The sequence below is a fragment of the Mucilaginibacter terrenus genome, from assembly GCF_003432065.1.
Lineage (GTDB): Bacteria > Bacteroidota > Bacteroidia > Sphingobacteriales > Sphingobacteriaceae > Mucilaginibacter > Mucilaginibacter terrenus.
Map to the genome: position 1 here is coordinate 92,312 of NZ_QWDE01000002.1, position 17,325 is coordinate 109,636.

A 17,325-nucleotide genomic window follows, 5' to 3' on the forward strand; every position below is an offset into this window, starting at 1 on the left:
CTAAATATAGCACAATGACCTACTGTTTAGGAATTAAGGTTAAACAGGGCCTCGTAGCTCTGGCAGATACCCGTATTACCACCGGCACCGATACTACAATTAAAAAAAAGATCACCATTGTTCAAAAGAAGAACCATTCGCTTTTTATCATGACCAGTGGTTTGCGATCGGTACGGGACAAGGCTATTGTTTACTTTGACGAATTGCTGGAGACGGAGGAGTTCACCAAATTGTACCAGGCCGTTAATGCTTTTGGCCAGCAGGTACGCCGGGTTGCCGAGGAAGACAGGCCCACTCTTGAAAAAGCAGGCTTTAAGTTCGACCTCAACACCATAATCGGCGGGCAGCTAAAGGATGATGAAGAACACAAGCTGTTCCTGCTTTACCCGGAAGGGAATTGGGTAGAGTTAGGGCTGGGCGCCCCGTTTGTCATTATCGGTAATTCCGGGCATGGTAAGGCTATTCTAAACCGTGTGGTAAATGAAGATTCGGATATGCGGCTGGCACTTAAAGCTGGCTTCCTATCATTCGACAGTACGCGCGTAAGCAGCAATAATGTAGACTTCCCTATAGATGTGGCACTCTACAAAAAAGGCACCTTTGAGTTGGTAGAACAGCGTTTTACCGAAAAGGAGATGGCCGAAATATCTGCCCAGTGGGACGAAGAACTAAAAAATGCCCTGATGAATATCCCGGGCGAATGGATGGACAAAGCTTTTGATAAATTACCCGTAAATACAAATGAAGTTTAAAGTATCGGCAGAGTTAGCTTATAACGTAAAAGCGCCAAGCACGCTGATATTGAACATAAATGCATTACGGACAGACCGGCAAAACATAATAGAAGAGAGCCTTGTCCTAGATCCGCATATTAACTCTGAAGAACTCCCGCCAATACATGGCGAAAACCGCTTCGTTAGGTTGGATATACAGCAACCGGGGCCAATCGCTGTGAGTTATCATGCCCTGGTGGACAATTACTACGAGGTAAGAAACCACTCTAATATGCCCGAAATACCGGTGGCGCAATTTCACCCATCGGTGCTTACTTACCTTAACCCAAGCCGCTACTGCCAGTCAGACAAGTTGTACCGCCTGGCAAGCAACACCTTTGGTCACATTCACACACCATTTGAACAGGTTTTTGCAATAACAGACTGGATCCACAAAAACGTGGAATATCTAAGCGGCTTCACCAATTCGGAAACATCCGCTTATGATACCGTAACCCAGCAAGCTGGTGTATGCCGCGATTTTGCACACCTGGGCATTGCGTTGTGCCGCGCGCTTACTATCCCGGCAAGGTATTTTACGGGTTATGCTTACCAGCTGTATCCACCAGATTTCCATGCTTGTTTTGAAGCATATTTGGGCGGCGATTGGGTACTATTTGATGCTACGCGACTAACACCATTGAACGGTCTGGTGAAAATAGCCAACGGGCGAGACGCAGCCGACGCTGCTATAGCCAGCATATTTGGCGACGTGGAGTTTAAAAGCATTAAAGTGTCAAGCGAATATGCAGGTGAAACACCGTTTGAGCCTATTTATTACACCCGACACGTGAGCGACGGTGTCACCTACTTTTGATAGCTACTAGCAAGTTCAGCTTCTACTTTCTCTATTACTTCAGACATTTCATCGGCACGTTTTTGCCAGGTGTTTCCCTCGGCAATGTCCAGCCGCGATTGTCGCTTGGCTGTTGTATCCGTATTTATTTCTTCCAAAATATCACGCAGAAAATCTTCCTTATTGTCTGCTACTTTGATAATGCCCTCAAAGTCAGACAGGTCACTAAAGTCGGTACTTACTACCGGTAAACCGGCGGCGAGGTACTCGTTTATCTTCATGGGGTAAATGCCCCGGGTAAAGTCGTCTTTAATAAATGGGATTATGCCTGCAGAAAACTCTTTGGAATAGCCGGGCAGCTGCTCCGGCGACTTTGCACCTTCCAGCCTAACGTTAGGGTACTTTCTTAGGATAGCTTCACCTCTTTCGCTGGTAATGCGGCCAACAAATGTAAAAGTAGCATCGGGCATTTGGGTGAACAGGTGTTGCAATATGTCGTAATCCAACCGGTCGTCTACACTGCCAACATACCCAACCACCTTTTTATCCGTGTTTACATCAGGGTTAAACCCCTGGCGGAACAGCGATGCTTTTACGGCATTATTTACAATATAACAGCGCTCTGTCCAGTCCTTTTTACTTTCATAAAGTCCTTTGCTGGTCACAATAACGGCATCCACCATTTTCATGAAAATCTGCTCCAGCTTAACGCCATGCTTGCTCAGCCATGATCCTGCCCCCTTAACCTCATCGTAGCAGTGGTATATCAGCGTTTTCTCGTTAAACCTGCGCCCGGTCATCACGCCCAAGGGCGGGTTAAAGGATACTATGTTGATAAGGTCCTCCTCCATTTTCAGCCGTTTTAATGCCTTGCGTATGGTACGCCTTATAAGCAACCCATTATAGTTCAAGAAAAATTTGTGCAGCTTACCGGGGGGCAAAAAGCTAACCGGTACCACCAGCGGCGGCGTTAAAAGGTAAACCGTACCGCCACCTTCGGTAGCAATATTGGTTATGCGGCTTTTAAGCCCCATAGCCTGTATATAGTCCAGCTTTTCTTTTGCTTTAACACCTACTATCGCGTCCTTATAGGTATAAGGGTTTTCTACAAAAAGCACCTTGTTGGTAGTGCTAAGCACTTTCATCAGCTCAACAGTTGCTTTAATATAGTTACCATGCCATTCGGTGTTACATATGCACAGTATATTGCGATTTTGGAGCATGATTGGGTATTTGTAGAAACTACTAATATAGAGATTAAACGACAATTGGATAGGGGAAGTTACAAGCTGATTAATTCGCGGACTGATTAATTTAACTATTGTACAATATCGGGCGGCTTTCTATCTTATAATTAATTATTTTAGCGGAAGTATGTCCCCTTATACCCGCCGCCTAACCTTTAGTAAAGCAGTTTTAACCTGCGTGATGCTATTTGCGGCATTCTACGGCCAGGCGCAGCAGCAACCAGCGGCTGCCGACCCTCTTTCAAGGCTTAAAGACCTTACCGAAGTTAAAGACATTAAACTATTTGGCGATTCGTTACTTAAAAAGGCACGGCAGCAAAATAACAAAGTGTTGGAAGGGCGGATACTTTCTGCCGTATCTTACAAATGTTATAAGGCCGGCGAAGAAATAGAGGCGCTAAAATATGCGCAACAAGGTGCTGTTGTAGCACCCAAAAGCGATTCCGTAACCTATGTGCGTCTCAGGACGCTTATTGCCTGGATGTACAGCCGTCAGGGTAACAGCAAGGAGGCACTAAAAATTGCCTTCGCCGTGTTGAGAGAGAGCGAGCAAGCAGGGTGGAAAGCGCTTGTTGTCGATTGTAAGATCTGTATCTCTGACCTTTTCCGTCCTGTTAAAAATGCTGCTAATGCTATCGCCTACGCCGACCAGGCTGCGAAAGAATCCCTGGCGATAAAAGACACCATCCGGTATGTGAATGCGATAAGCATGCTTGCCAATGCCTACTCAAACAACCCCAAACCTAATAGCGATCTCCCCCCGGAAAACCTTCGTAAAGCTGTTTACTACTTGGAAACCTTGTTAAAAAAGCCTTTTGAGGACAAGCTGAACTTGTTTGCCAAAGTGAACATAATGGGCAACCTGGGCATGTTCTACCAGGACCAAAACCGTTTTAATGAAGCGGAGAAGATAACCCTTGCCGCTTACGAACTTGCTAAAAAAAACAACTTTGTATCACTGCAAAAACACGATTTGCGGGAATTGATGACCATAGAGATTGGCCGCAAAGATTTTAAAAAAGCAGTTGAGTATGGCGAACGGGCACTTGCCACACAGGCAGAAGCCAACAGCAGCAGGTTAATGCTGGTATCAACCTACAGGCGGTTAACGGAGGCTTATACAGGTGTAGGCAACTACAAGTTGGCCTTAAAATACTCCGAGAAGACGAGAGATTTAAACGACAGCTTACTATCTGAAGATCAGCAACGCATCGCATCAGACCTGGATAAACGGTATAAAGCAGACACACAACTGCTGGTAGCCGCACATAACAACACCATGCTTACACAGCAGCGCAACTTTATCATCCTGCTGGGATCTGTAGTTTTAGTCATCTTAACAATAGTATACACATGGATTGCTGGCAGGAAAAAGCGCGAAGCGGCCGCCCTGGCCGAAGAACACCGGCAACTGGCACAGTTGGATACCATGAAAAACCGCTTTCTTGCCAACATTAGCCATGAACTAAAAACACCCCTGACATTAATTATGGGGCCGGCCGAGCAACTACTGAACCATAACGTAGTTCCTGAACAACAAAAAAGCAACCTGCTTGCCATACAGCGGAATGGTAAGAAACTGCTGGATATTGTAAACGAACTTTTGGATTTGGGTAAAATTGAGTCGGGCAATATAACACTGAAACCGTCAACGGTTAACATCCATGAACTTATCACGCTGATATTCCAGAGCTTTACCTCGGCAGCCGAATACAAGAAGGTGAGCTACTCGCTTAGCTGTGATATTGATAGGGCCCTTACGATCTCCATTGACAGGGATAAGTTCGAAAAGATAGCTAACAATTTAATCAGCAATGCCCTAAAATTTACCCCAGCGAGCCATGCTGTTAACGTTAAAGCCACAACAACAAACGGCTTTGTTAACTTTACCGTACATGATAATGGGGACGGGATTCACCCGGATGATGTCCCTTATATTTTTGACAGGTATTTTCAAAGCAACCGCAACACTCCTGCAGAAGGAGGTACCGGTATAGGGCTTTCTATTGCGAAAGAGTTTGCTGAGTTGATGGGCGGTACTGTCAAAGTCGAAAGCAGCTACGGATTGGGCAGTACTTTTACAGCGGAGATACCAATAGTTGCCGCAACAAAGCAAGACAAAGCGCCGAAAGATGCCAAGCAATTAAGCATAATTGCAAAAACAACCTTTTTACCTGTTACGGAAAGCAGCACCATATTGCTGGTAGAAGACCACCGGGAAATGGCAGATTACATCATCTCAATTATCGGGCAGGATTATCAGGTCCTTACAGCGGACAGTGGCATTAGTGCGCTGTCTTCGTTAGATAGCATTAACCGCTTGCCTGATCTAATAATTTCCGACGTGATGATGCCCGGTATGGATGGCTTTACCTTGCTGGATCACCTTAAAGCACACCCAAAATACTTTAAAATACCGGTAATTATGCTCACCGCACTTGCTGATAGCAAAAGCAAAATGCGCGCCTTGCACACCGGGGTAGATGATTACCTTACTAAACCTTTTATGCGGGATGAGTTGCTTGCACGTGCCGCTAACCTTATAAATAATGCAGCTTTTCGCGACAAACCAGCGCCCGACGAGCAGAAAGAAGACTCTTTGTTGGTTTTACCGGTAGCTTGTGCCCAAACAGACCCCGAGCCCCTACGCGATCTGTCGCCTTCGGACATGGCATGGTTGGCTACACTGGAGGATACTGTAAGAAAATTCATCGGCAAAACAGACCTCAACCTGGCTATGCTAAGCTATGAAATGGCAATAAGCGAGCGCCAGCTTTTCAGGCGTATAAAAGCCATCACCGGCCTTACCCCTAACAAATACATCCGCACTATTCGCCTCCAGATAGCCCGTGAGGCAATAGAGAGCGGCCGTTACCGCACCGTTGCGGAAATAGCCTATGCGGCAGGTTTTGATACCCCTGCTTATTTCAGCAAGCTCTATAAGGAGCATTTTGGCCGCGATGCGTCAGAACTAATATAACTCCAGGCCTATCCTGTACAATGGCAGTTTTATAATATGCCAAGGCAGTTTTGTTCATGTTAATGGCGGTTTTGTTAAGCAATATGGCAGAATATCCCGTATGGTTTATTCTAATTTTGTTTAAAAACCTACACAATGAACTTAATATATAATGAACAAACCCCTGCCATGAAAACAACTCCTGCCGAAGACCTTAACGTAGTGTGCCCCAGATGCGGAAGGAAGTCTTGCATGCGTATAAAAAGAGGTGTATTGGTAAAAACACTTTTACCCTGGCTTAATTTAAAACACTATCATTGCCAAAACTGCATCCGCAACTTTTATAAGTTCTAAATCCGGCTACAACTTACAGGCATACGAACAATTAGCTTTTGAACTTTACAGTAGCTATATTAGTTTTGTTTAAAACCTGGTATGACCCCATCACCCGCTTCAGACTTAGAAACTATCAACCAGTTGCTTGATGAGGCGTATGGCAACAGGATACACAACCTTAAGTACAGTGTTAAGCTTGCAAACCAGGCCCTACAGCATAGCCGCAGGATAGGCGATAAACCTCTTACAGGCAAAAGCCTTAATCTTCTCTCTCTTTTTTACATGATACAAGGGGCGCACAAGCGCTCGGTAAACATGGCTAAAGAAGCAATTAAACTGTTTGAAGAGTTGCAGGATGAGCAAGGTGTTGCTGACGCCAAGTACAGCATTGCAGGTGTTTATTACAAGACAGATAATTATCACCTGGGGCTGATTTGCCTGTTCGACTGCCTTAGCATCTACCGTAAGTTTAATGACTACCATAACCAGGCGCGCACGCTTAAATCGTTGGGTACTATTTATGAATATTTTGGCGATCCAAAAAATGCAATCAAATCCTACGAAGCTTCTATAGATGCAGCCAGGAAGGTGAAGGATCTTAACCTGGTATCTAACGCGTATAACCCCTTATCGGGCATTTACCTTAACCAAGGCAAAGCTGATAAAGCACTTCGGATTATACAAGACTCCATTGCTATCAAAGCAAAAACAGGCGACATTCGCGGGCTGGCTTTTGCGTTGTACGGACGCGGCAAAATATACACCTTCAACGGTCGGCTGCATGAGGCCGAGCAGGACTTTAGCAACGCCATTGAAATACACCTTAATGCCGGCGAAAAGCTGGGATTGGGTATGGCTTACCAAAAAATGGGCGAGCTGTATATAGCAATGAACAGGTTAGACAAAGCAAAGGCATTCTTGCAAAAAGGCCTTGATTTTAGTAACCAGTACAACATTGCTATAGTCCGTTTTAAATGCAACTTCCTGCTGTACCAAATAAGCAAACAGGAGAACGACACCGCTAAGTCGCTGGAGTACCTGGAACTTTACCTGCATCAGAAGGAAGCGGTAATTAATACCCAAACGCTTAAAGTTATTGAGAACTATGAACTGATTGTGAAGATGGAGTCCATGGAGAAAGAGGCGAAACTCCAAAAAGAAAAAGCTGCCATTGTTGAAAAGCAGAAAAGGGCGGAGGAAGCCGCCCGCATAAAGCAGGAGTTCCTTTCTACCATGAGTCACGAGATACGTACACCGCTAAACGCAGTAACTACTATCACCTCTATGATTACAGCGCGCTCCGCTTACGACAGCGAATTGATGGAGTCGCTAAAGGCAGCATCCAACAACTTACTGCTGGTAATAAATGACATACTGGACTTCACCAAGCTGGACTCCGGCAAAGTAGAGATAGACAACCGGGCATGTATGTTTACAGAGCTGATGGAACATGTTGTAAAAACATATCGGGCCCTTGCTCAACGAAAAGGGATAGAGTTAGTGCTGGATGCAGATGCATCCCTGGCAGAATGCTATGAACTTGACGAAACGAAATTGTCGCAGATTTTAAGCAACCTTATCAGCAATGCTGTTAAATATACCGACCGTGGCCAAGTAACACTGCAGGTAAAGAAGACACAAACGACAGGCGATACTGACACCATCCATTTCGTAGTTGCAGATACGGGCACAGGCATACCCGAGGAATACTTTGATGAGATATTTGAAAGTTTTTCTCAGCCTAAAGCTATTACCACCCGCAAGCACGGCGGATCAGGGCTTGGGCTGGCCATTGTTAAAAAGCTTACTGCGTTATACAACAGCACCGTTAACGTAAAAAGCAAGGTTGGCGAGGGCTCTGAACTTTCTTTCGAGATCACGTTGAAACGGGCCCAGATTCCCGGCAGGTTAAAGCCCATGAACACCGAGGGGTTAAAAGGAAAAACTGTACTGTTGGCCGAAGATAACATGATAAACGCCATGGTGGCCCGCAAGCTGCTTAGCAACTGGGGGATAGAATCTGAACATGCTGTTAACGGCTTAGAAGCTGTAGAGAAAGCCGGACGAAAAGTGTTCGACTTTATTTTGATGGATATTCACATGCCCGAAATGAACGGTTTCGATGCCACAGAGCAAATTCGCCAGCAACAGAACCCCAATAATACTACACCTGTCTTTGCCCTTACTGCAGATATTACCGCTGAAGGAAACTCTGAATACAAAGATTATTTTAGCGGCTTCCTGCGCAAGCCTATAGAAATTGACCGCCTTTATACTGCCTTGTTACAAGCGCAGGCTGTTTAACAATAAATTATAATTCCTCATGCTTTGTTGGTAATATTACCGTTTTAGCTTTAAATAGCTAAGCGAAATATTGAACGCCATTATAGTCAGGAAAAATGAAAAAATACGGACTTATCGGTTATCCGCTGTCGCACTCCTTTTCTAAAAAGTACTTTACCGAAAAGTTCGACAATGAAAAGATCGTGGACACGGTTTATGACCTTTACCCATTAGAGCAACTTAAAGACTTAACACCACTGTTAAAAAGCAATCCGATGCTCTGCGGGCTAAATGTTACTATTCCGCATAAAACAGCTGTACTGCCGTACCTGGACTGGATAGAGCACGACGCGAAAACAGCGGGCGCGGTAAACTGCATCCGCATAATAAGCCAAAGTCCCGTGTCCGTTGCTTTTTCAGGGGAAGTGGGTATACTTGGAGACGACCTGCGCCTGGAAGGTTACAACACAGACATACATGGGTTTGAACGCTCGTTAAGCCCGCTGCTGACAGGCGATCATGATAAAGCGCTTATACTTGGCGACGGCGGCGCTGCAAGGGCCGTAAAGTGTGTACTGGAAAATAAGGGTATCAAGTTTAAATCTGTTACGCGTAAGTCGGCTGAGGACCATATTTTATTTCATGATCTTACAGCTGATATGGTATCCGAGTACAAACTCATCATCAACACCACGCCACTGGGCACTTACCCTAATGTAGACGAGTGCCCGCCAATACCTTACGAGGCAATTGGGTCAGACCATTTGTTGTATGACCTTGTTTATAACCCCGCTGAAACAATGTTCCTGGCTAAGGGAGCCGAACGCAAGGCGACCACCAAGAATGGTTATGAGATGCTGGTACTACAGGCCGAAAAAGCATGGGAAATATGGAACTCAAAAGAATAATGAAGCTCACGAGTTATGTATTGCCATTTGCTGCTGCACTATTGCTTAGTGCATGCGGGGGAGAACCGGATTACTCACCAAAGCCGCGTGGATTCTTCAGGATATACTACCCTAAAAAGGATTATATAGCTTATGAGCAAGGATGCCCCTTCACGTTCCAATACCCTAAATACGGGCAGATAGAACCAAACAAAGCTAAAGATGCTAAACCCTGCTGGCAAAACATCCAGTTTAAAGACTTCAACGCCACATTGCACCTAAGCTACGAGCCTATAAAATCCAAACAGGAGTTTAATGAGTTGGTGGAGGATGCCCATAAGCTCAGCTTTAAGCATACAGTAAAAGCAACTTCTATAGACGAGGCGCGCATTGCCTACCCTGATCGTAAGGTTTATGGCATTTACTATACTATTGATGGTAATGCAGCTTCATCCGCGCAGTTCTTCCTTACCGACAGTACTAAGCATTATTTGCGTGGTGCCCTTTACTTCAATTCCGAGCCGCGGCTGGACTCGATACAGCCTGTATTAACCTTCCTGAAGAAGGACGTGGATGTGATGATCAGGAGCTTTAAGTGGAAGTAAAATAAACCCAACCCTTTGGGCCGCACTGTTCAAAAGTGTTCAGCTTTTTTTGTGCCCATGCGTTTTGAACACTTTTATTTCACTTGATCTTCATTCGCGAAAACCTTTGAAAAAAGCACTATTAAGGCGGTTTTTTACCTGATTTCTATTCAGCAACCTTTAAAAACCGCAGCAATTAAACAGCTAAATTTCACTTTTATTTGCAAGCAATACTATTTATTACAGGTAAATTTTACCTTCCGGCGAACACAAAAAAAGAGCGGCTTTCTTTTTAGAAAAGCCGCTCTTTTTGAAGTTATTTATTTTACTTGATCACGGTCGATACTTTGTTGTCAAGCGTGATGTAGTCAGTAAGTATTTGTCCTGCTTCAATCTTCAGGAAGTCCAGGTCTTCGTTCTTCGGTTTTGCTTCGCCTTTCTTTAATGGCGGCAAGCCCAATGCTACACGGCGCTGGTTGCTCTTTTCAAAGGCGGTCTTCTCATCCGTATCACGTTGTTGTTTAAGCTGCGCCTCGTTTAGCGTTACGCTAGTCTCGGCATCGCGCTTTTTCATTTCGGCAATGTCTTCCATCAGGTATTTAAAGCTTGCGCTGGTGCTCATGCGCTGCTCGTGCATTTTAGTTAGCTGTGGCAGTACCGATGTAAAGTCGCCAACCTTTGCGTAATCTGTTTTCGGGATCACATCGTAAGGCATTGCAGATGGCTCAGTGTCTTCACCATATTTATCCATTGGGATAACCGATGGGAAGGTGATATCAGGCATTACACCTTTGTGCTGCGTAGAACCACCGCTAACGCGATAGAACTTACCAATGGTTAGGTTAAGCTGCCCAAATTTGTTTTGACTGCCGGTAGCCACCGTGGTAGATTTACCCATCATTTTAGCTAAACGGTCTTTAAGTGATGGGCTGATCACCTCATCAAGGTCTATAATGCGCTGTACCGAACCCTTACCATAAGTTTGGGTACCCAATATAACGCCGCGGCCATAGTCTTGTATAGCGGCAGAGAATATCTCTGTTGCAGAAGCACTAAAACGATCTACCAATACGGCAAGCGGACCAGACCAGGCAATTGCCGGATCGTCGTCTTTCTCTACCTCTACCTGGTTACGTGGGTCACGCACCTGCACCACCGGTCCAGTTTTAATGAACAAGCCGGTAAGCTCAGAGGCTTCCATAAGCGATCCGCCACCATTTTGGCGCATATCCATCACGACACCATCAACGCCTTCGCGTTTAAGGGTGTCTAATATCAGCCTAACGTCGCGGGTGGTACTTTTATAATTGGGATTGCCGCTTTTGTAATCGTTAAAGTCCAGATAAAAGGCGGGTACATTAATAATACCTATTTTAACCTGTTTGCCATTAAGGTTGTACGTACGGATCTCTTTCTTGGCAGATATATCCTTAAGGATGATCTTTTCCCTTACCAATTCCAATATTCTTGGTTTGGCAGTGGTATTTACGCCTTTCGGCAAAATTTGCAAACGTACGGTAGTACCTTTTGTACCGCGGATAAGCGCTATCGCGTTTTCTATCCTCCAGCCAATAATATCCTGAAACTCGCCTGCTTTACCTTGCGCAACACCAACTATGCGGTCATCAACTGCAAGTTGCTTGCTTTTATCAGCCGGGCCGCCCGGTACAATGCTGGTAATGGTTACGTATTCGTTTTGAGACTGCAGGGTAGCGCCTATACCTTCCAATGAGCGCGCCATATCAATATTGAAACGGGCCGCTTCTGAAGGAATAAAGTAATTGGTATGCGGATCTATAGCGCCTGTGAACGAATCCATAAATACCTGGAAAACGTCGCCGCTGTTCATTTTATTCGATTGCGACAAAATGTTGGTGTAGCGCTTTTTAAGGGTAACCTTATTAGCCGCCAGGTCTTTCCCGGTAAGTTTCAAGTTAAGCAGGTCGTATTTTACACGTTGCGCCCAAAGGTTATGCAATTCCGACTCCGAAGAGGCAAATGGCAGTTTCTCACGGTCGTAAGTAAAGGTTTCGTTTTTAGCAAAATCAAAATCCTTACCCAGTTGTGCTATAGAAAAGTTCACGTACTCGTTGTAGCGTTTCTGGAAAACGTTGAACATATAAAATACGTGGCTCAGGTCGCCCGCTTTAATATCGTCGTCCAGCACGGTTTTGTATTGTTCAAATTCCTTAACGTCCGATGCGAGATAGTAGTTGTGGTTAGGGTCTATCTTCTTTAGGTAATCTGTATAAATCAGCGCTGAGATGGAATCATTTAATTCTACCTTTTTGTAGTTATAGCCAGATACCAGGCCCGCTACCTTTTGCATAATTACGCTTTGCTGCGCATCAGGCACCAGGTCGTTTGGTCCTGCTTTTCTTGCAGGTACCGGTTTTGAGGGAGAGGCGTTACAGGCAAGCGCGGCGCCTAACACCACCAATAAATAAAATTTCTTAAACATATCTTTTACGGTAATTAAATCTGGGCCCTGGTTAAACATCAATACTTGTGCCTGTTTTATTTTGCTTATAAAAAAAGAGACAGCCACAGCCGTCCCGCTAATATATTGAATAACAATATTACAATTATGTTTGTGTTGTTTTATAATACGACGGGCATTTTACGCAATTGTTACACAGACCTATGTGTTTAGCCAATTAATTACATAACGCCCGGGCGGGCAATTAATTATGTGCAGAAAGCGTAAACGAAAAGCAAGAGCCTTCCCCTTCTTTACTGGTGACGTTTACCGTTCCCTGATGATCATTAATAATGCGCGATGTAATATAAAGGCCCATGCCTAATCCGCTGTACTTATGTATCACGCCTTCACTCCTGTAAAATTTGTTAAACACATTAGCTATAGTATCGTCAGACATCCCGATACCCTTATCTTCCACGCAAACAGTTACTCCCCCTTGCTCTTTCCTGGTGTAAAGGCGAACCGGGCTGCCAGCAACCGAGTATTTAGCTGCATTACCTACTAAGTTACTTAACACCTGTTCAAAACGGAGCTTATCAATAAATACGTTACACGTACTATCCAGGGATATCTCCAGCGTGTGCGACGATATGAGCACCGTTAGCGATTCTGAAAGCTCTGTGATAAACTCGTTCAGATCTGTAGGTTTACGGTTGTACATTATCTCGCCGTTCTCTATCTTACTTATGTCTAATAGCTGCTGCACCAGGTTGTTCAGCTTTAGGGTTTGTGTATCTATTTTCTTCAGGTATTTGGTAAGGGTTTCATTTTGCCCCTTATCTGCACGCACAGCAAGCTGCGCGAATGAACGCAATATAGTTAACGGTGAGTTGATCTCATGGCTTACAACGGACAGGAACTCGTTCTTTTGGCTGTCCAGGTACCTTGCTTCTGTTAAGGCGGTTTCATGCTGCAGGTTTAACTGGTGCAGTACTACATTTTGCAGCTTAACCTCTTCATAGGCACTTATCGGGCCTTCTTTTTTAAACTGTTCTTTAACAAGTAGCACCTTGTGTGCATCAACCTTGGTATGCCTGGGTATAGATAGGCGCAGCTCAACCTGTAAGCGATCTCCGCTAATGCTGGTATTTAAAACCGGCACCAGTTTGCGGGCATATTCAAAACCTTCGTTGTGCCTGTTAAAATCTTCTTCAACAACGCCGGATATTTGTGCTACCATGTAGTAGCGCCCAGTGTCGGTAGTAGTACCCAGCACCGCAACCCCATGTATGGCTTTATCTATAACCTCGCGGCAAACTTCAGATACTGCGGTAGAGAATGCTGTTTGTGTTGAAATGCTGAGGCCCAGTAGCTCAGCCATGCGGATAGACCTCTTATAGGCGAGTATAAGGTCCATTTCGTTCTCGAGGGTGATAGAAACAAGTTCTGTCATATCAATTAAATCTGGCAATAACAACAGACATGTCGTCCGTTCTGCGTGCAAAATCTTTATAAATAGCGGCAGCCTGTACAGTTATGCTGCTGCGGACAATGGCTGGTAATTTATTAACTTCCCACCGCGAGCGCATCCCGTCAGAACATAGCACCAGCTGGTTGTAGTCGGCCAGGTCAAGTACCTGGTCGTTCATGGTATTGGGCACGTTATGGCCGATTATGCCATTATATGCCAGGTGGCTTTTTGACATTGCAGGGCCGGAAAGCTTGGCTGATATATTACCTACCCCTGCTATGCTCAGCTTCCGGGTGGTTATATCAACCACTACAATAGTGGCCACCATGCCACGTGTTTTACGTACCGAGCTATGCAGGTACCTGATGATCTCTGTAGGGGAATGCAGCGGACATACCTTAAAAGCTTTAGCGGCTTCGTTAACGGCAAAATTAGCCTCAGGGCCATGCCCCAATCCATCAGCAAGCATCAGCTTTATATATTGTTCCGTTATTTTAATTGAAAACCCATCGCCACTGGTGGTTTCACCCGGCTTGGAAACTACAATGGGCGAAAGCAACAACGTATTCTTAATCCTGTTTTTAGCGGGCGGCGCGGTTTTATAAACCCTGCTGTAAAGAATGGTACCCCAACCTTTTTGCGAATATATATCAAATTCGTCCGAAAGGCGTTTTATGCTACCCAACCCATGGCCCATTGTGTTTGTGGTAGAATAGCCGTCGGCCATTACCCTGTTCACATCGTTTATCCCGGGGCCATTATCAATACATATCAACTCTATAAACTCTTTACCCTGCTCCGCAAAATGCGCAAGCAGTATCTCACCGCCGTCGGCATACTTATGCAGGTTAGAGGTTATCTCTGCTACAATAATATCCAGTTCGGCAATCCGTTTCTCGGGGAACGCGGCGTTTAGCGCAAGCGCGTGTACGGCTTTTTTCAGAATTGCGTAGTAGCTCCTGTCTGAGACATCAAAGCTAATGTGCGTGGCATCAACCATTGGCCCACTTTAAAATAGTAACTATTGTACCCTTACCCAATTCGCTCTTAATATCAAATTCATTTACCAGCCGTTTAGCCCCGGGCAGGCCAAGGCCAAGGCTTTTTCCTGTACTAAAGCCGTCTTTTAAAGCCATGCTAATATCTGCAATGCCCGGCCCCTGATCCTTAAAGGTTAAACGTATACCATTATCCCGCCCCCTTGTAACCACCTCTATAAGCACCTGCCCGCCATTGCCATAGCGTAGCATATTGCGCACCAGTTCGCTGGCGGCAGTAATAAGTTTGGTTTGATTGACAAGGCCCATGCGAATTTTAACTGCATACTCCTTAACCCGGTTACGAAAAAGCACAACGTCCTGTTCGCGCTGAACAATAACGGTGTCTTTATTCAGGGAGATCGTCGCTGTTATCATCTTCCTGGTCTATTGTTTCATCTTCAAACTGAATCTTTGATTTCAATAGATCCATGCCGCGCTCGACATTAAGAGCGGTGTAGACCCCTTTTAACGGCAGGCCAAGTTCTACAAGCGTAATAGCAACAGCCGGCTGCATGCCAACAACAACCGTTTCTGCATCCAGCAGCTTAGACATAACCCCTATGTTGCCAATAATGCGGCCCATAAAAGAATCGACGATACTTACCGCCGATATATCTATAAGGATTCCGCGGGCACCGGTTTTGCTCACGGCCTTAACGAGGTCGGCCTCAAGGTCAAGCGCAAGCCTGTCATACAGATCAACCTGTATAGTTACCAGTAAAAACTGGCCCATTCTTAAAATAGGAATTCTATCCATAGCAGATAAAATTGATTACAGCTTTGCAGCGTTTTTACGTACCTCTAATCTCATTGTCCTGAAAGCATACTGCAACGCGCTGGCCAGGCTTGCCTTGGTAACAATGTCTGACAGGTCTATCCCCAGGTGCACAATGGTTTGCGCAATTTCCGGCCGTATACCGCTTATTATACATTCGGCACCCATCAGGCGGGTTGCACTTACTGTTTTTAAAAGATGCTGTGCCACCAGCGAGTCAACTGTAGGGACACCACTAATATCTAATATAGCAACACTGCTGCTCGATTCTACAATTTCGGTAAGGAGGCTTTCCATCACCACCTGCGTGCGGGCACTGTCCAGCGTACCTATTATAGGCAAGGCTAATATACCGTCCCAAACACGTATCACCGGGGTGGAGATTTCGGTGATCTCGTCTGTCTGGCGGAGGATAACTTCTTCCCGGCCTTTTATGAACGTTTCAAACGTCATAATTGAAAAGCCATCCATCAGCCGCGAGATAGCCAGGCTAAGGTCAACAAATTGCGCAAGGTCTTTAACTTCTTCCCTAAGTACTTGCAACAGGGCTTCTTTAAGACTGATGATGAACAAACCTGTCTCGCGAGGGCTAAAACCTTGCCTGGACCTGGAAATAGAAATTCCGCCCAATATCTCTATAACCTGATCGAAATCATCAGAATCCGGGTTGTTGATATTATTATCGTTGATAGTTTTAACAAGTGCAGATATTAACTCGTCTGACTCCTGGCGCAGATCCTCATTGCTCATAAGGTCCTCACGCATCGAATTGTCGGCCATCTGGTTAGTCATCCAGCGTTCCAGTATAACAGCTTGTTTCTTTTTTAAAAGCTTAGAGATATCTAAAGGCATAGGGCTTTGTTGAAATTTTATGGTAATAGTACAACATTTTTGCGTATTACCAAACACCGCCCTATGGGTATTATGAAATAGTGGATAAAAAAAAGTGCAGCGGGTTACTTCGTCTTAACAACTACTTCCGCGTTATCAGCATAGCGCAAGTCAGTTTTCGGGAGCCAGATTTTGTTGCTCTGAACAAACCGGATCTTGCTGTCAATCCTTTTGACGTCATCGGTACGGTTGGCCAGCTCAGCAATTTTGCGGGCCTCTGTAAGGTCCTGCTGTGCTTGCTCCAGGTCGCCAAGGTCAGCCTTTATCATGGCCAGGCTTATAAGGCTGTTAATGGTGTGTGGGTTGTCGCTTTGGTTTTTGGAGATAAGGATGCTTTGCAGGAAATACCACTTAGCTTCGGAAAGGCGGTTCTCCTGAACATATAATAAAGCCAGGTCGCTGAAGTTGTAACTCGCCATTGCATATTCCCTGAAGCGCATATGGTGCTGCGCTTCGCGCATCACCAGGTTCTCGCATACGTTTAGATTATAAGCAGAACGCGCTATTTTGAAACCCGGAAGCTTTATGTTGGTAGTTGACTTAATTAAACGCTTTGCCGAATAGCTTTTTGGTTGAGCTGTAATTAAGGGCAAACGCGGGTGTTTTTTGAAGTCGCCGCGCCACCATTGTGCAGATGCAGTAAGGTTTAGTGCGCAGAAGAGGAGTAAAAGTATGTATCTCATCTATGTTTTCGCCCGGGAATAGTTAAATTAACTGGTAAGTAAAGATACGCACAAATATTGCATTGTCAAGAGACAAATTTAATCGCCCGCATATTAAGATGTAACGATCTTGTTTTACGCTCCTGAAAACGTAAAAGTTTCATTGTTAGTATACTAGATGCTTAATCTAAAAGCGGGA

The 17,325-nt window shown here is 45.0% G+C and carries 14 protein-coding genes; 6 read left to right on the plus strand and 8 right to left on the minus strand.

Going from position 1 to position 17,325, the window contains the following annotated elements:
- Positions 1 to 14: 14 nt before the first annotated feature.
- Together DYU05_RS10980 and DYU05_RS10985 are read left to right on the plus strand one after the other, a co-directional pair.
- Positions 15 to 752: a peptidase gene (locus DYU05_RS10980; protein WP_117383972.1), complete on the plus strand. Its 738-nt coding sequence runs from the start codon at positions 15 to 17 to the stop codon at positions 750 to 752.
- Positions 742 to 1,590, plus strand: a complete 849-nt coding sequence (locus DYU05_RS10985; protein ID WP_117383099.1) for a transglutaminase-like domain-containing protein — start codon at positions 742 to 744, stop codon at positions 1,588 to 1,590. Before DYU05_RS10980 ends, DYU05_RS10985 begins: the two co-directional genes overlap by 11 nt.
- Here DYU05_RS10985 and DYU05_RS10990 read toward each other — a convergent pair.
- A complete protein-coding gene (locus DYU05_RS10990) occupies positions 1,581 to 2,792 on the minus strand; it encodes a glycosyltransferase (protein WP_117383100.1) in 1,212 nt (403 codons plus the stop codon). The two genes, DYU05_RS10985 and DYU05_RS10990, sit on opposite strands and share 10 nt — an antisense overlap.
- A 151-nt stretch (positions 2,793 to 2,943) precedes the next feature.
- Between DYU05_RS10990 and DYU05_RS10995 the strand changes: the two genes are divergently transcribed.
- The 4 genes from DYU05_RS10995 to gldD all read left to right on the plus strand — a co-directional run bounded on the left by DYU05_RS10995 (position 2,944) and on the right by gldD (position 9,886).
- Positions 2,944 to 5,796, plus strand: a complete 2,853-nt coding sequence (locus tag DYU05_RS10995; RefSeq protein ID WP_117383101.1) for a hybrid sensor histidine kinase/response regulator transcription factor — start codon at positions 2,944 to 2,946, stop codon at positions 5,794 to 5,796.
- Positions 5,797 to 6,210: 414 nt separating this feature from the next.
- Positions 6,211 to 8,415: a tetratricopeptide repeat-containing hybrid sensor histidine kinase/response regulator gene (locus tag DYU05_RS11000; protein ID WP_117383102.1), complete on the plus strand. Its 2,205-nt coding sequence runs from the start codon at positions 6,211 to 6,213 to the stop codon at positions 8,413 to 8,415.
- Positions 8,416 to 8,510: 95 nt separating this feature from the next.
- On the plus strand, positions 8,511 to 9,302 hold the full coding sequence (locus DYU05_RS11005; protein WP_117383103.1) for a shikimate dehydrogenase family protein: 792 nt from the start codon (positions 8,511 to 8,513) through the stop codon (positions 9,300 to 9,302).
- The gene (gene gldD / locus DYU05_RS11010) at positions 9,302 to 9,886 is read left to right on the plus strand and encodes a gliding motility lipoprotein GldD (protein ID WP_449406640.1); all 585 of its coding nucleotides are present in this window, start codon (positions 9,302 to 9,304) and stop codon (positions 9,884 to 9,886) included. Before DYU05_RS11005 ends, gldD begins: the two co-directional genes overlap by 1 nt.
- A 304-nt stretch (positions 9,887 to 10,190) precedes the next feature.
- Here gldD and DYU05_RS11015 read toward each other — a convergent pair whose 3' ends face one another.
- From DYU05_RS11015 to DYU05_RS11045, 7 genes are all read right to left on the minus strand, one after another.
- Positions 10,191 to 12,326 (minus strand): carboxy terminal-processing peptidase, encoded by a 2,136-nt coding sequence (locus DYU05_RS11015; protein ID WP_117383974.1) that lies wholly within the window; start codon positions 12,324 to 12,326, stop codon positions 10,191 to 10,193.
- Positions 12,327 to 12,549: 223 nt separating this feature from the next.
- Complete coding sequence (locus tag DYU05_RS11020; protein ID WP_117383104.1) at positions 12,550 to 13,740, minus strand: sensor histidine kinase; 1,191 nt, start codon at positions 13,738 to 13,740, stop codon at positions 12,550 to 12,552.
- A 1-nt stretch (position 13,741) separates the two neighbouring features.
- On the minus strand, positions 13,742 to 14,758 hold the full coding sequence (locus DYU05_RS11025; protein WP_117383105.1) for an ATP-binding SpoIIE family protein phosphatase: 1,017 nt from the start codon (positions 14,756 to 14,758) through the stop codon (positions 13,742 to 13,744).
- Positions 14,751 to 15,173 carry an anti-sigma regulatory factor gene (locus DYU05_RS11030; protein ID WP_117383106.1) on the minus strand — a complete coding sequence of 141 codons (423 nt, stop codon included), beginning with the start codon at positions 15,171 to 15,173 and terminating at the stop codon, positions 14,751 to 14,753. Before DYU05_RS11030 ends, DYU05_RS11025 begins: the two co-directional genes overlap by 8 nt.
- Positions 15,145 to 15,555: an STAS domain-containing protein gene (locus tag DYU05_RS11035; protein WP_117383107.1), complete on the minus strand. Its 411-nt coding sequence runs from the start codon at positions 15,553 to 15,555 to the stop codon at positions 15,145 to 15,147. Before DYU05_RS11035 ends, DYU05_RS11030 begins: the two co-directional genes overlap by 29 nt.
- 15 nt (positions 15,556 to 15,570) lie before the next feature.
- On the minus strand, positions 15,571 to 16,425 hold the full coding sequence (locus tag DYU05_RS11040; RefSeq protein ID WP_117383108.1) for an STAS domain-containing protein: 855 nt from the start codon (positions 16,423 to 16,425) through the stop codon (positions 15,571 to 15,573).
- Between the two features lie 104 nt (positions 16,426 to 16,529).
- Positions 16,530 to 17,147, minus strand: a complete 618-nt coding sequence (locus tag DYU05_RS11045) for a tetratricopeptide repeat protein (protein ID WP_117383109.1) — start codon at positions 17,145 to 17,147, stop codon at positions 16,530 to 16,532.
- Positions 17,148 to 17,325: the final 178 nt, after the last annotated feature.